11 protein-coding genes and 1 pseudogene are annotated in these 14,221 nt (G+C 61.0%); 5 read left to right on the plus strand and 7 right to left on the minus strand.

Annotation, left to right across the window (positions count from 1 at the left end):
- Window positions 1-54: 54 nt before the first annotated feature.
- Window positions 55-930 carry a LysR substrate-binding domain-containing protein gene (locus BFP90_RS12980; RefSeq protein WP_065896896.1) on the plus strand — a complete coding sequence of 292 codons (876 nt, stop codon included), beginning with the start codon at window positions 55-57 and terminating at the stop codon, window positions 928-930.
- Between the two features lie 61 nt (window positions 931-991).
- Here the strand turns inward: BFP90_RS12980 and BFP90_RS12985 are convergent, their stop codons facing one another.
- The 7 genes and pseudogenes from BFP90_RS12985 to BFP90_RS28315 form a co-directional block, all read right to left on the minus strand.
- On the minus strand, window positions 992-2,356 hold the full coding sequence (locus BFP90_RS12985) for an MFS transporter (protein ID WP_065896897.1): 1,365 nt from the start codon (window positions 2,354-2,356) through the stop codon (window positions 992-994).
- A 100-nt stretch (window positions 2,357-2,456) separates the two neighbouring features.
- Window positions 2,457-3,890, minus strand: coding sequence for an NAD-dependent succinate-semialdehyde dehydrogenase (locus BFP90_RS12990; RefSeq protein ID WP_065896898.1), 1,434 nt, complete (start codon window positions 3,888-3,890; stop codon window positions 2,457-2,459).
- Window positions 3,887-4,921 carry an aldo/keto reductase gene (locus BFP90_RS12995; protein WP_065893306.1) on the minus strand — a complete coding sequence of 345 codons (1,035 nt, stop codon included), beginning with the start codon at window positions 4,919-4,921 and terminating at the stop codon, window positions 3,887-3,889. The genes BFP90_RS12990 and BFP90_RS12995 overlap by 4 nt, the downstream gene beginning before the upstream one ends.
- A gap of 10 nt (window positions 4,922-4,931) precedes the next feature.
- A complete protein-coding gene (gene fae, locus BFP90_RS13000; protein ID WP_017845677.1) occupies window positions 4,932-5,444 on the minus strand; it encodes a formaldehyde-activating enzyme in 513 nt (170 codons plus the stop codon).
- Between the two features lie 239 nt (window positions 5,445-5,683).
- Window positions 5,684-5,833 (minus strand): hypothetical protein, encoded by a 150-nt coding sequence (locus BFP90_RS28815; RefSeq protein ID WP_158254517.1) that lies wholly within the window; start codon window positions 5,831-5,833, stop codon window positions 5,684-5,686.
- 61 nt (window positions 5,834-5,894) lie between these two features.
- Complete coding sequence (locus BFP90_RS13005) at window positions 5,895-7,517, minus strand: methyl-accepting chemotaxis protein (RefSeq protein ID WP_065896899.1); 1,623 nt, start codon at window positions 7,515-7,517, stop codon at window positions 5,895-5,897.
- A gap of 230 nt (window positions 7,518-7,747) precedes the next feature.
- Window positions 7,748-8,077: pseudogene (locus BFP90_RS28315) on the minus strand (SDR family NAD(P)-dependent oxidoreductase); the annotation flags it as partial.
- A gap of 99 nt (window positions 8,078-8,176) precedes the next feature.
- Between BFP90_RS28315 and BFP90_RS29190 the strand changes: the two are divergent.
- The 4 genes from BFP90_RS29190 to BFP90_RS13025 all read left to right on the plus strand — a co-directional run bounded on the left by BFP90_RS29190 (window position 8,177) and on the right by BFP90_RS13025 (window position 13,995).
- Complete coding sequence (locus BFP90_RS29190; RefSeq protein WP_256095207.1) at window positions 8,177-8,299, plus strand: hypothetical protein; 123 nt, start codon at window positions 8,177-8,179, stop codon at window positions 8,297-8,299.
- Between the two features lie 137 nt (window positions 8,300-8,436).
- Complete coding sequence (locus BFP90_RS13015) at window positions 8,437-9,240, plus strand: response regulator transcription factor (protein ID WP_065896900.1); 804 nt, start codon at window positions 8,437-8,439, stop codon at window positions 9,238-9,240.
- Window positions 9,240-11,642 (plus strand): hybrid sensor histidine kinase/response regulator, encoded by a 2,403-nt coding sequence (locus BFP90_RS13020; RefSeq protein WP_083203237.1) that lies wholly within the window; start codon window positions 9,240-9,242, stop codon window positions 11,640-11,642. Before BFP90_RS13015 ends, BFP90_RS13020 begins: the two co-directional genes overlap by 1 nt.
- Window position 11,643: 1 nt before the next feature.
- Window positions 11,644-13,995 carry a TonB-dependent receptor gene (locus BFP90_RS13025; protein WP_065896901.1) on the plus strand — a complete coding sequence of 784 codons (2,352 nt, stop codon included), beginning with the start codon at window positions 11,644-11,646 and terminating at the stop codon, window positions 13,993-13,995.
- The last annotated feature ends 226 nt before the right edge of the window (window positions 13,996-14,221 follow it).

Consider the following 14,221-nt stretch of genomic DNA (forward strand, 5'->3'; position numbering starts at 1 on the left):
AATAAACCTGCCCGCGCACTACCGCGTCGAAGGCAGGTATGGAGTCACCCTTTCATGCGTCAACTGCCCTCGCTCAACATGCTGCGCGTCTTTGAAGAAGTTGCTCGGCACCGCAGTTTCAGCCAGGCAGCGGTGGGGTTGAACGTTACCCAAGGCGCGGTCAGCCGTCAGATCAAGCAGCTTGAAGACTATCTCGGTGTGACGCTATTCATCCGCACGCCCCAAGGCCTGTCGTTGACCGAGACCGGCCGGGCCCTCTCCCCGCAACTGAGCGACGCCTTCGACCACATCGAGCGCGCCCTGCAAGCGGTGCGCGTGCCCAACCTGCGCCAACGCCTGCGCATAGTTGCGCCACCGACTTGGGCCACGCGCTGGTTGTCGTCGCACTTGCGCGCATTCTGCCAACGCTACCCGGACATCAGCCTCAGCGTGACCCAACAGAACGGTAACGACAGCCTCGCGGAAATCGACTGCCACATCCGCTTCGGCCTCGGAGCGGCCAACCATTGCAGCAGTCAGTTGCTGGTGATGGAACGGCATATGGCAGTGGCCAGCCCGGAGTTGTTCGTCAACGGCCAGCCGCCGGATCTGCGCCAGTTTCCACTGCTGCACATCCTGCATGATGGCAAACGCTTGAAGGTGTGGGAGAACTGGTTGGCGGCGATGGGCCGCGAGGATGTCGATGCCACGCAAGGGCTGGAGTTCAGCACGTTGGACCAGGTGATCCACACGGCACTGGCCGGCGGTGGGCTGGCGGTGATTGACCGACAGATGATTGAAAAGGAACTGGCCAATGGCAGCCTGTTGCCGATCACTGCTGTGGAAGTGCTTGGGCCCTATGGGTATTGGCTGGATGTGGCGAATGATAAACAGGGGTTGTCGAAAGTGCGGCTGTTTACGGACTGGTTGGGGTTGGTCAGCAATCCATAGAACACCAACGTCCCCTGTGGGATCGGGCTTACCCGCTCCCACATTGGGCTGGTGGTAGGTTTTAGATGGGCGCGACGACTTTCACCGCAACGGGCGCCCCGCTCTCCACCGGACTCTGCGCCTTGCACGCCTGGCTCAGCGTCAGGGATTTGGTCTCCGGCGCCCAAGCCCAGGAAATGATCGCCCCCAACGCCAGAATAGCCGCCAATATGCCCATGGTCGGACTCAAGCCGATACCGGCCACGCTCACCGGCAACAGGAACGTGCTGACCGCCGAGCCCAAACGACTCACCGCCGTAGCAAGGCCAATACCGCTGGCCCGCACTTCGGTCGGAAAGCTCTCGGCCGGGAACACGCCCACCAGATTGCTCACCGCCGACAACACCAGCGTGAACACGCCGAACACCAGCACCATCAGGAACGCCGCACTGCCCGGCAGTACCGCCAGCAGGAACAAGGCTACCGCGAGGATGATGAACGAATTGATCAAGAAGCCTCGGCGCGAGAACTTCACCGTGCACCAGATGCCGATCAATGCGCCGAGGATCAGCAGCATGTTGAGCATCAACTCGGTGCCAAAGCCCTCCGCCAAGCCCATCTTCTGCAGGATCGACGGCAGGAAGGTGTAGATAGCGAAGTACGGCATGACGATGCAGACGAAGAACAGGCAGTTGAAAGCAGTGCGTTTACGGTATTCACGACTGAACAGCACCGCGTAGCCGGAACGGGTTTCGGTGGAGCGGGTTTCATCGAGTTCGACATTATCACCCAGGTGTTTTTTGACAATCGCCCGTGCTTCGGCGATCCGCCCCTGATTGACCAGCCAGCGCGGTGACTCGGGTGTGCCGATTCGCGCGATCAGGATGAGCGCCGCCGGAATTGCCGATGAAGCCAGCATCCAGCGCCAGGCGTCATCCCCCAGGCTGAGCATCGCGGTGCCGACGAAGGTCGCGGCGACGTAGCCGAACGTCCAGATAACGCTGAATGAACCGAGCAACACGCCCCGGTGTTTTTTCGGCGAAAACTCCGCGAGCATCGCATGGCCGACGCTGAAGTCGCCGCCCAGGCCAATGCCGATTATTACCCTGCAGAGGAATAGCTGCATCGCAGTTTCGGCGTAGAACTGCATGACCGAAGCAATGGTGATCAGGACAAAACTGACCAGGAAGATTTTCTGCCGACCGACCTTGTCGGAAATCCAGCCGAAGAACAGGCTGCCAAGAAACAGGCCAATCAGTGCCGAAGCGCCGATCAGGCCTTGCCAGAAGGCATCGAGCTGCATCTGCGGGCTGAGCAACGTGAAAGCAATACCGATCAGGCCGAGGATGTAGCCGTCGGTGAAGTGCGCGCCGAACGTGAGACCGGCAATTTTGATATGAAAGCGCCCGATGGGCAGGTCATCGATCTTTATCGATTGAGCGGACATGTTCGTCTCCAATTGTTGTTATTGACGGAGAAATGAAATCGACAGCGCTTGAACCTGTGGGAGTGAGTTCGCTCGCCCCCACAAGGATTACGGTTGGGGGTCAGAGGCCGCCCATCAACAGGTATTTGATTTCCAGATAGTCTTCCAGACCGTACCTGGAGCCTTCGCGACCCAGCCCCGACTCCTTGATGCCGCCGAACGGCGCGACTTCCGTGGAGATGATGCCTTCGTTGATCCCGACCATGCCGGCCTCCAAACCTTCGGCCATGCGCCAGACGCGGCCAATGTCGCGGCTGTAGAAGTACGCCGACAATCCGTAGGGTGTGTCATTCGCCCGTTGCAATACTTCGGCTTCGTCCTTGAAACGGAAGCACGCCGCTACCGGGCCGAAGGTTTCATCCTGAGCGATCAGCATGTCGCTGTTGGCGTCGCAGAGGATGGTCGGCTCGTAGAAGGTGCCGCCCAGCGCATGACGACGACCGCCGCACAACAACGTGGCGCCCTTCTTCAAGGCGTCACTCACGTGCAACTCAACCTTGGCCAACGCCGCCGCGTTGATCAGTGGACCTTGCTCGGTTTCACCGTCCAGTGCGCTGCCGACGCGCATCGCGGCGACCGCTTCGGCGAGTTTGCCGGTGAACGCTTCGTACACGCCGTCCTGGATAAAGAAGCGGTTCACGCAGACGCAGGTCTGCCCGGTGTTGCGGAATTTCGAGGCCATCGCGCCTTTGACGGCAGCATCCAGATCGGCGTCGTCGAACACAATGAACGGCGCGTTGCCGCCCAATTCCAGCGAGACTTTTTTCAACGTATCCGCCGCTTGGCGCATCAACAGCTTGCCGGTGCGGGTCGAGCCGGTGAACGACAGTTTGCGCACGATGCCGCTCGCTTGCAGCGCGCCGCCAATCGCCACTGCATCACCCGAGACGATGTTGAACACGCCGGCCGGAATCCCCGCCTGCTCGGCCAGCACCGCCAAGGCGAAAGCTGACAAAGGCGTCTCTTCCGATGGTTTGAGAATCATTGTGCAACCCGCCGCCAGCGCCGGACCGACCTTGCGCGTGACCATCGCCAGCGGGAAGTTCCAAGGGGTGATCGCCGCAACCACGCCGATGGCCTCCTTGACCACAATGATTCGCGCATCAGCCTTATGGCTGGGGATTACGTCGCCGTAAGCGCGCTTGGCTTCTTCGGCGAACCATTCCAGAAAACTTGCGGCGTAGACCACTTCACCCATGGCTTCAGCGAGCGGTTTGCCCTGCTCGCGGCTGAGCAACGTGGCCAGGTCTTTCTGGTTGCTCAGCATCAGTTCGCTCCAGCACTTGAGGCGCTGGCTGCGTTCTTTGGCGGTCAATTTTCGCCAGGCCGGCAAGGCACGGTTGGCGGCGGCGATGGCGAGGTTGGTTTCCTCGGCGCCGGCCTTTTGCACGTCAGTGATCACTTCGCCATTGGCCGGGTTCAACACCGGATAGGTCGCACCACCGCTCGACCATTGGCCGTCGATAAAATTGCCGTTACGGATCAGCGTGCTCATGCCACAGCCTCGGTCAGAGTAAAGCGTTCCAGAGCCGGGCGAGCCGAGCGCAGGATGCGTTTGCCGGCGGTGTAATCGTTGATCACGTCGCACGGGGTGTAGTTGCGTTCCAACTCATGCAGTTCTTCGGCGTCGAGCCTGGTTTCCAGGGCTGCCAAGGCACTGTCGAACTGCGCGGTGGTGTCGGCGCCGACCAGCATGCAATCGACGCCCGGATGATTGGCAACCCAGGCTTGAGCGATCTGCGCGTTCGAGACACCACGGGCCCGCGCCACGCGCTGCACCGAATGAGCGATCTCGAACGAGGCTTCATCGCTGTACATCTGCTGGGTGAAAAAGTCGGTCTGGTTGCGGGTCGATTGCACATCGCCGGTCAACAAGCCGCGAGCCAGCGGGCTGAACACCGAGACGCCGAGGCCTTGGTCGCGGCAGAACGGAATCATCTCGCGCTCTTCTTCGCGGTAGGCGCAGTTCAATTGCAGCTGCATGTTGATCGGCTTGACCCAACCATTGCGCTCACAGGCCATGAGGATTTTTGCCAGTTGTCCGGTGAGCATGGTCGAGACACCGATATAGCGGGCTTTGCCGGAGCGCACGATGTCATTCATGGCGCTCATGGTTTCTTCGACCGGGGTATTCAGGTCGAAGTAATGCAGCATGAACACATCGACGTAATCCATGTTCAGGCGCTTCAGCGAGGCGTCGATGCTGTCCATGATGTGCTTGCGCGAATGGCCGCTGGCATTGATACCGTTGCGGGTGCCGTAGCCCACCTTGGTGGTGATCACCAGGTCTTCGCGGCGAGCCAGGCGCTTGACGATGCGCCCCACCACTTCCTCGCCGACACCGGCGGAATAGAAGTCTGCCAGGTCAATGAAGTTCACCCCGTTGTCGAGGGCATGGGCGACGATCGGCTCACTTTGCTTTTCATCGAAGATCCACGGTTTCCAGTCCGGGGTGCCCATGTTCATGGTGCCCAGGCACAGGCGGGAGACTTGCAGGCCGGAGTTGCCCAAACGGATGTATTGCATGGCGCAGACCTCAGGCTTTTGGGGTGTAGAAAGGGTTGCTGATGTGAGCGACCACATCCGCCAGTTGCGCGGTTTCCGGTTTACCGGTCAGGGCGGCGCGGATCGCGGTGCGGCAGGCGTTGTAGTTGTTCAGGTACACCGCATCGAGGTCATCGCAGGCCGGGTTGACCCAGTTGGCCGTGACAATCGCCCACTCGTCTTCGGCTTCCGGCGGCAAGGTGCCGTCCAGCAGCGCTTCCAACACAGCCTTGGCGATCCCGGCCTGGGACGCGCCCCAGGTGGCGTTGCCATGCAAGTCGCTGCTGATCGCAGCTTTGTTGACGTAAAGCGTCATCGGCTTGACCGGAATGTTCGGCTGGGCGATCACCATGAACGGGCAATGCCCCTGGCTCGGCGACGCCAGGCTGTTGGCAAACGCCTGCCCCGCCGGACCGTTACGCGGGCCGATCAGAATGTTGATGTGCGCGGCGTTCACGCCTGGTCCTTCAAAACCTTCACCGATGTACAGGTCGAGTTCTTTCATGAGTCATTACTCTTTTTGGATTTATTTTGGGTGATCAGAGGCGCACGCAGGTCTTGACGATCGCGTGGCAAACATCGGGGTAAGAAGAGCGCAACACTAGGCTGGCGAGGACGCGGCAGAGGGGCTTAGTCATGATTGCAAACGCTCTTTTTGTTATTGATGAGCTGTGTTTGCGATTTTTTAACATCGGGGGTCGGAGGGGCTGTAACCATTAAAAGTCATGGGGATATGAGTTCTCCTCATACCCAGCAAAGTCCCGCGCGGAACTGGAAGACGAGCTGTTCGCCAACCAGCGTTCTGGTGGGGCAGATCGCCTGCCCGATGAGTTGCGACACCTTCACCTCAGGTGATGGCAGCAGACAGGTGTGTTCGCCGGACAATGGCGTCACGTCCACACACCTGTCTGTTTTCCGGCTGGCGTATTTGCCTCTTGCTCCAACAACCAGAACGCTAGAGCTGAAACTTGCTCACTTCAAGTTGCAGGCTGGTGGCAAGGCTTTTTAATCCGCCGCTGGTTTTAAGCAACTCCTGGACGGACATATTATTTTGCTCAGCCATCTGCGCTGAGCGCTCGACATTACGCGCAACATCCTGGCTTGCAGCCGTTTGTTCACGCAAGGCAAACGAGATTTGATCGACCACTTTCAGGACTTTGTCCGAGCTGTCGCGGATCTCGACAATGGCGTGACCGGCAGTACCCGCCATTTCCACGCCATGATCCACTTCCTGAACGCCGCTGCGCATGCTTTCAACGGTGTCGCGTACGCCAAGCTGAATTTTCTCGATCATGCTCGCGATTTCCTTGGTCGACTTGCCAGTGTTCTGCGCCAGCAGCCGCACCTCATCGGCTACCACCGCGAACCCACGACCTTGCTCACCCGCGCGGGCCGCCTCAATCGCGGCGTTGAGTGCCAGTAGATTGGTCTGATCAGCGATGCCCTGGATGACACTGACGATCGAGGAAATTTGCTCCGAGTGTTGACCCAACCCCGCGACCTGCGTGGAGGAAAGCTGCACCGTCTTGGCAATCCCCATCATGCTGGACAGGGTATTTTCAATGACCTGTGCACCGTCGTTCGACTGCTGGCCTGAACGGGTCGCCAACTTGTGGGCTTCATCCGCGTTTTCGGAGACGTGATGAATACTGACCGTCAGTTCTTCGACGGTGGCCGCCATCATCGACGCCGACGTTGATTGTTCTTGAATGGCGCCGGAAAGCTGCTCGGATGCACCGGATATTTGCTGCACAGCCACGACCAGTTGACTGGCGGCCTGACTGATCTGTTGAATCATTTCACGCAGGCGGTTCTGCATACGGTCAAAGGCTTTGGGCAACTCGTCATGGCTGCTTGTGTCGATCACGGTGTCGAGTCTGCCGTTGGCAATCGCCGTGGCGGCGTCAATCGCCAGTTGCAGGCGCGCGGTGGTGCTTCGGCCCAAAGACGTGGCCAGAATCACGGACAGAATCGCCGCTGCAACGCCGCCGCAAAACAGGACCAGCAACGCAAAATGCTTGGCGTCGGTCATTTGCTGAGCTCTGGTATCCAGGAGTTTGTTCTCGGCGTCAGCAATCTGCGATAACACAGCGCGCATGCTGTCCATCTTGGTCTTGTCGGCGCCCGATGCAATGCGCTGGTCCAGCTCTTCGTCAGGTGCATTGCGCTGGGTCAAATCTCGGCGCTGGGCAATGATCGGGTGGACATCTTCGTCGATCCAACGCTTCTGGGTGTCGCCCAATGCAGCGAGGCGTTGCTGTTGCTGCGCATTATCGGCCGTCAGGTTTTTCAGTAGGGCCAACACTTCGCCAAAGCGTTTTTCTCCCGCTATCGTCGGTTCCAGAAAAGCATCTTTTGACGATATGACAAAACCGCGCATGCCGGTTTCAATATTGATCAATTGTTCAAGCGCTACCTGAATGCCACTGAGAACCTCATAGCTGTGAACGTTACTCCTGGTCGCCTCTTCAACCTGCCCAAAGCCCCGGTAAGCGCTTATTACCAACAGTCCAATCAACAACACAATAATGAAGAAGCTGACATAGAGCTTTTGCGAAATGCTGAGTTTGTTGAGCATTGTGTAAGTCCCGAGATGGGCCTTTCCCTGGCCGTATAGAGGCGTGTAAATGCACACTACGAAGGCAAACCCGCAGAACACCTGGTTTACTCAAACCTCAAAGACTGTATCGGCGCGCTTTTTCTTTCTTTAGCACGTGTTGTACGAAAACGTACGTCGAAAGATCCCATCACCAAAGAGCAGAGAACTCGACCTCGGAAAAGTCACCGCTTGCTGAGCAGAAATACTCAACACTCCTTGATTTCGTTCCAACGTTGGGCAACCTGCTCGGCACTGGCGGCTTTGACGCGGGCCAGATCGACGGGGCCGCACATACGCGTTTTGGCCACCGGCGATACCGTGTTGACCAGGATGCCCACGGGTGCACCTTCCATGCTCAACGCATTGAGGGTTTGCACCGCGTGCATGACAATCGAACCATCGCCCCCTGCGCCCAGCTTATCGGCCCCGACATCACTGATCACGACGTTGGCGCCCAAGGTGGCTAACCGGCGCGCATAACTAAAGCCGAGCCCCCGACCGGCGCCCGTTACAATCGCAGTTCTTCCGGTAAAGTTCATTGGCTATTTCCTCTGGAGTGCCCTTCACCCTAACAATGTCTGTCGGACCTGTTTAATACTAACGGCAGCCAAAGTCGATGCCTGATTAATATCAAGTTAATGTCGAGTCCATGTAAGCCTGCTGATCAGTTCAATGAAGGAACAGAGGAAATGATCGAAACCCGCCTGCTGCGCCAGTTCATCGCCGTGGCTGAAGAGCTGCATTTCCACAAGAAGGCGTGACGTGACTTATCGTTGCAAAACGCTCTAAAGTGCGGCAATCCGGCAGGCAGACAACCCCCGAGCGAAGGCCTGCCGACGAATCCCCCCGGGTTCGCTGACGATGTCGCGGCAACAAAACAGATAAGAGAACCTGGCGAATGAACAATGGCCACCACGAAAGGCAGGCAGCGACTGCGCAGGACGCGGTGCCGCATATTCTGCTGATCGACGACGCCCCTGAAGATATCCGTGCCACGCTCATTCTGCTCAAGACCCAGTCCTGGCGCGTCTCGGTTGCCAGCGATGCCCATCAGGGCTATCAACGGGCACTTGCCCTGCGTCCGGACCTGATCGTGCTGGATGTTCACATGCCACACATGGACGGCTTCAGCCTGTGCAGGCTGTTACGCGAAGCGCCGGCCACCCGGCATACGCCGATCCTGTTCCTGTCATCGGCAAATACCTCACTGGAACGCCTCGAAGGGCTGGCTGTGGGCGCGGTGGACTACATCCCCAAATCCTACGCTCCCGAGGAAGTGCTGGCGCGCATCCGGATTCATCTGCAATTGACCTGGCGAGCGCCGCCACCCGTTCAGGCCAGCCTGGCCGAGCCAGCACCGCAAGGCGATGAAATCGTGTTGAGGGCGGCCATGCGAGTGATTGAACATCAACTGGACGACATACCCTCCCTGCCCTGCCTGGCACAAAAAGTCGGCACCCATGAAAAACGCCTCTCGGCGATTTTCCGTGAGCACCTGGGGTTGACCGTGTTCGCCTACATTCGCGATGCAAGGCTGCGTCGGGGCCAGGCACTGCTCTGCGAAAGCGCCATGAGCGTGCAGGACGTCGCCGAACTGGTGGGCTTTCGCAATGCGTGCAACTTCACCACCGCATTCCGCCAGCGCATCGGCATGACGCCCAGCCAGTTCCGCCAGCACTCCCTGGGCAACGAGCAGGCCTGATGCGATTTCTACAATGCCTGTTGCTGACAATGGCATTGCTGTTCGCGGGCCTGCTGCGCGCCGCCCCCGTGGATATGTGCCGGGCCGAGCACCTGGACCTGATGCCCACGCTGCATGTGTTCGAGGATACCCAGGCCCGCTTGGGCGTGGACGATGTTGCTCGACTGCCCGAAGCGCGTTTCGCCACCCCACGCCCAGGCTGGCCGACCCAAGGCTATAGCCGCTCGGCGTTCTGGTTGCGCGTGCAGCTCACCAACGCGAGCGACGTGACATGTTCGCGCCTGCTGGTGGTCGGGGCGCCGCGCCTGGAGGACATTCGCGTCTACCAGCACGCCGATGGACACTGGAGCGATGCACGTGCCGGCAGCGCCCATCCCTTGGCCGATTGGCCCCAGCCCCCCGCGCGTCAGCCCGCGTTCCCGATCTCGCTGGCCGCCGGGGAACACGTCACGGTGCTCATCCGCGTGACCAGCCATTTCCAACTGCTGCTGGAGCCGCAACTGTGGTCGGAACCGGCGCTGCTGCGCAGTCAGCAACAGACCTACCTGAGCGACGGACTCACCCTTGGCATCGTCCTGCTGGTCGTGCCGTTCGGCCTGATCGTCGGCTGGATCCTGCGCTCCCGATTGCTGACCGTGAATGCGGGCGCGGTGCTCAGCTACATCCTGCTGACCGGCATCCTCAACGGCTACCTGGTCTACTGGCCCGCTGCGCTGGGCTGGACGCGCGAGTGGCTGACCTGCGCCAGCGTAGTCTCGTTCATCCTGTTTGTGGCCTACATGCGCGTGCTGCTACAGGTATCGCGCCTGCCCAAAGCCATTGGCTGGAGCTATGGGTTGCCCCTGTCGGGCTGCATTCTGGGCCGACTCTGGTGGCTGAACGTCGATCCGGTCCAGGGCGCACAACTGGTCCAATGGTCGCTGATCAGCTTTTATGCCGTGCTGCTCGCCACGTTAGGCATGGCCTGGCGCCGACGCCTGGGTTACAGCTGGATGGCCTGGCTGGTGCCGGGGCTCTTGCTGGGCCAATTGCTGATGCGGATGTTCTTCCCGCAGGAACAGTTGCCCTGGCAGTCGCCGGCCAGCAAATACAGCTTATCGTCCACGCTTGCGGGCGTGGCGTTGCTGGTGTGCACCCTGATCATGGAAGTCGTGCGCAGCCGCGACCGTGAAAGGCACGCGCTGTCCAGCCTTGAACAACAACGCCAGGCCGAGCACGAACGCCTGGAAAGCACGGTGGCGCTGCGCACCGCGCAGTTGCGCGAATCCCTGGCGGCGCGCAGCGCCTTGATGGCGCGGATCAGTCACGACCTGCGCTCGCCGCTGGTACGCATCATCGACTATGCGCGCCTGCTGCACGCCGGGCCGAATCGCGATTATCCAGCCACGATCGAACGCAATGCGCGCCAGCAACTGGAACTGATCGATGAGATGCTCGAATTTTCCCGTGGCGAGCTGGAGCACATGCAACTGACCCTCGCACCGGGTTACCTGTACGGCTTCCTCAAGGAAATCATTGACGAGGCCGGCTTTCTCGCCGCGCGCCAGGGCAATGCCTTCGAAGCGCGGCTGGCCGATGACCTGCCGCCACTGGTCGAGGCCGACTTCACACGTCTTCGGCAAATCCTCATGAACCTGCTGGCGAACGCGGCAAAGTTCACCCGCAACGGCCAGATCCGTTTTGAAGTCAGCGCTGACCCGGGCGCGACGGCTGAGAGCGTGGCGCTGCGCTTCAGCGTGATCGACACCGGTATCGGCATCGACCCACATGAGTTCGAACACCTGCTGCAACCGTTCCGCCGCGGCCTTAATGCACAGCGCTATGACGGCAGCGGGCTGGGCTTGTCGATTGTCACGCAGTTGCTCGCGCGCATGGACAGCCGGCTCGAACCACAGGCCAGTGAACGGGGCGGCAGCCACTTCAGTTTTTGCCTGCGACTCAACTGCGCCGGGGAACAGGATCTGGAACTGGGCATCGTCGACAACAACGCCGCGCCGCTCGACGGCCGGGGCAAACATATTCTGCTGGTGGATGACGCCTTGCAGAACAACGAATGGCTGTACGACCTGCTGGCCGGCTATGGTTTTGACGTGAGCCTGGCGGCGGACGGCGAAGCCGCCCTGGCTTGCCTGGCTGCACAAACGGTCGATCTGCTGATCAGCGACCAGATGATGCCCGGCATGGACGGCTGGGAGCTGCTGCGGCAGGTGCGCAATCACTGCGGGCCTCTGCCCGTGATGCTGTATTCAGCGGTCCCGCCACGCAGGCCGCAGGATTATCCGGATGCCCTGGCGTTCGACGCGGTACTGCTCAAGCCCGCCGACAGCCGAGCATTGCTGGCCTGGGTCAAGGCGCTGGCCTGCCCGGACACGGTGCGTCGCGAGATGGCCACGGAGGTTTAGCATGCCGGGTCCGGGTTATCGGCTGCTCTGGCTCGGCTGTGTTGTGGCACTGCCCTGGGCGCAGGCACATGCCGCACCAGAAGCACCCGGCCTGCTCACGCTGGATGAATCAACCGTCACCGCCAGGCGCCGCGAGGAAGCAGTGCAGGACGTACCGATGCCAATCAGCGTGCTCTATGGTGATCAACTGGACGAGGCCGGCCTGCATCGGCTTCAGGACATCCAGCAACGGGTACCCGGCCTGGTGGTGTCCGGTCATGACGCCCGCTTCGCCGGGTTAGGACTGCGCGGTTTGGGCGCCACCCCCTACAACGATGGCCTGGAAGGCAGCGTCGGCACCTACATCGATGGCGTTTACCAGGCGCGCCAGGGCATGGCCTTCACCGAGTTGATGGACATCGAGCGCATCGAAGTCCTGCGCGGGCCGCAAGGCACCTTGTTCGGCAAGAACACCAGCGCCGGCGCGCTGAGCATCATCACCCGCCCACCTACCTTTGAACCTGAAACCAGCCTTGAAGCCAGCCAGGGCGAGCACGGTTTGCGCGAATACCGCGGCGTGGTTTCCGGGCCGCTGCAGGATGACGTGCTGGCCGGGCGCCTCAACGTGTTCAACCGTTCGGCTGATGGCTCAGTGCGCAACCTGCAGGATGGCACGCGCCTCGGCGACACCGACAGCCAGGGCCTGCGCGGGCAATTGCTGTGGACGCCGAACCCGGAGTTCAGCGCGCGCCTGATCGCCGACCATACCGAGCAAAAGGAGGCCGGCAATGTGCTGTTGGCCAACCACTACAGCGCCCAGACGCGCCAGCGCGCCAGGTTCCTTGGCTATGCGCTGGCAGAACCCTCCCCTTACCAACGCGAGACACGCGTCGACGCACCGGGCCGTCCGCAGACCGTGCAGAACGGCGTGTCATTGGAGTTGAACCGGGACCTGGACGCGGCCACGCGTTTTACCAGCATCACCGCCTACCGCGACTGGGACTACCGCGCTACCCGCGACGGCGACAGCACGGCGCTGTCGGTGGCCGAGTCCGAAACCGCGCTGGGCCACCGGCAGTTCAGCCAGGAATGGCGTGTGTCCGGCACGGCCGGCCCGTCCATCGATTATGTCGCCGGGCTGTATTTCCTGCGTCAGCGGCTCGACCGCAGGATCGACGTCGAATTCGGCAAGGACGCCGCGCCATGGTTCGTCGGCGACCAACTGGCGTCGCTGAAAAAAAACTATGGCATCACCTTCACCGCGCCAGACCAGGTCCCGGCCATGCTGCTGGAGGGCGCCCGGCAACGCTCCGATGGCGAACAGAAAGGCGACAGCCGCGCCGTTTTCGGTCAGGTGTCCTGGCGTCCGATAGATCGGCTGGAACTCACCGGTGGCCTGCGCTACAGCCAGGAACGCAAGGACGGCTGGATCTTGCGCGACGTCAGCCACCTCGCTCCGCTGAATGGATTGCCTCCGGCTTTCCAGGCAGGCGGGCAATTGCTGCGTGGCATCGCACTCGGCGGTGGTTATTACCGCGAAGATTCGATTGAAGAACACAGCCTCTCCAGCCTGCTCAGCGCCAGCTACCGCTTCAACGATGCGGTGATGGGCTATGTCAGTGGGTCGCGGGGCTACAAGGCCGGCGGGATCAACTTCGACGTGGTCGGCCCGTTCGCCGCCCCCACGTTCGAACCGGAGCGCGCCACGTCACTGGAACTGGGCGTGAAGACGCGTTTCTGGGACGAGCGCGCGATGCTCGACCTTGCCGTATACCAGACCGACGTCGACAACTACCAGGCGCTCACCTACAGCCCGCCGACCTCGCCGTTCGCGCCACCGCTGCGCGACAACCTGATCAACGTCGGCAAAGTCCGCCTGCGCGGCATCGAACTGGATACCTCCTGGCAACTCGCCGCCCCACTCACCGCCCGCCTGGGCCTGGCCTGGAGCGATGCGCGCTACCGCAGCTTCCCCAACGCCCCCTGCCCCCCGGCCTCGGGCCAGTGGAACTGCGACCTCAGCGGCGATCGTCTCTACAACGCGCCGCAATGGAGCTTCAGCGCCGGCCTCGACCACGTCCACTCGCTTGCGTATGGACTGCAAGCCTACAGCGCTATCGACTACAGCTTCAGGACCGGCTACTACGGCACCCTCGAGGGCGGCGAAGGCAGCTATCAACCCGGCTACGGCCTGACCAACCTGCGCCTTGGGTTACGCAGCCAGGACCGTGCCTGGGAAGTGGAAGGCTGGGTGCGCAACGTCTTCGACCGCCAGTACATCAGCGCCGTGTACTCATTGCTCGGCGCCGGTGACTACGGCGTCATGACCGGCAGCGAACGCACGCTTGGCACCACCGTCAGGCTGCGCTACTGACCATAGGCATCTACACAACGCTGCAGCGCCAAACGTAACCACGATGCGAAGCGAGGCGCTCTTGATCTGCTTTTGATCTCAGGCGCCCCGTCAAACCATGCTGGCTGAACGCAGGAGCGGATATGCCACCGGCATCCTGGTCGGCCCAGAGGCCGCCATCGGGGGCAAGCCCCCTCCCACATTTGGATCGCGGATCGACACACGATACCGGTCGGCTCTAAGGCCG

The sequence above is a fragment of the Pseudomonas sp. 24 E 13 genome (assembly GCF_900004715.1).
GTDB lineage: Bacteria > Pseudomonadota > Gammaproteobacteria > Pseudomonadales > Pseudomonadaceae > Aquipseudomonas > Aquipseudomonas orientalis_A.

Bases quoted from the DNA above. Each gene is read 5' to 3' on its own strand.
- BFP90_RS12980 (WP_065896896.1), top strand. From the start codon at position 55: ATGCGTCAACTGCCCTCGCTCAACATGCTGCGCGTCTTTGAAGAAGTT.
- BFP90_RS12985 (WP_065896897.1), bottom strand. From the start codon at position 2,356: ATGTCCGCTCAATCGATAAAGATCGATGACCTGCCCATCGGGCGCTTT.
- BFP90_RS12990 (WP_065896898.1), bottom strand. From the start codon at position 3,890: ATGAGCACGCTGATCCGTAACGGCAATTTTATCGACGGCCAATGGTCG.
- BFP90_RS12995 (WP_065893306.1), bottom strand. From the start codon at position 4,921: ATGCAATACATCCGTTTGGGCAACTCCGGCCTGCAAGTCTCCCGCCTG.
- fae (WP_017845677.1), bottom strand. From the start codon at position 5,444: ATGAAAGAACTCGACCTGTACATCGGTGAAGGTTTTGAAGGACCAGGC.
- BFP90_RS13005 (WP_065896899.1), bottom strand. From the start codon at position 7,517: ATGCTCAACAAACTCAGCATTTCGCAAAAGCTCTATGTCAGCTTCTTC.
- BFP90_RS29190 (WP_256095207.1), top strand. From the start codon at position 8,177: ATGTCGAGTCCATGTAAGCCTGCTGATCAGTTCAATGAAGGAACAGAG.
- BFP90_RS13015 (WP_065896900.1), top strand. From the start codon at position 8,437: ATGAACAATGGCCACCACGAAAGGCAGGCAGCGACTGCGCAGGACGCG.
- BFP90_RS13020 (WP_083203237.1), top strand. From the start codon at position 9,240: ATGCGATTTCTACAATGCCTGTTGCTGACAATGGCATTGCTGTTCGCG.
- BFP90_RS13025 (WP_065896901.1), top strand. From the start codon at position 11,644: ATGCCGGGTCCGGGTTATCGGCTGCTCTGGCTCGGCTGTGTTGTGGCA.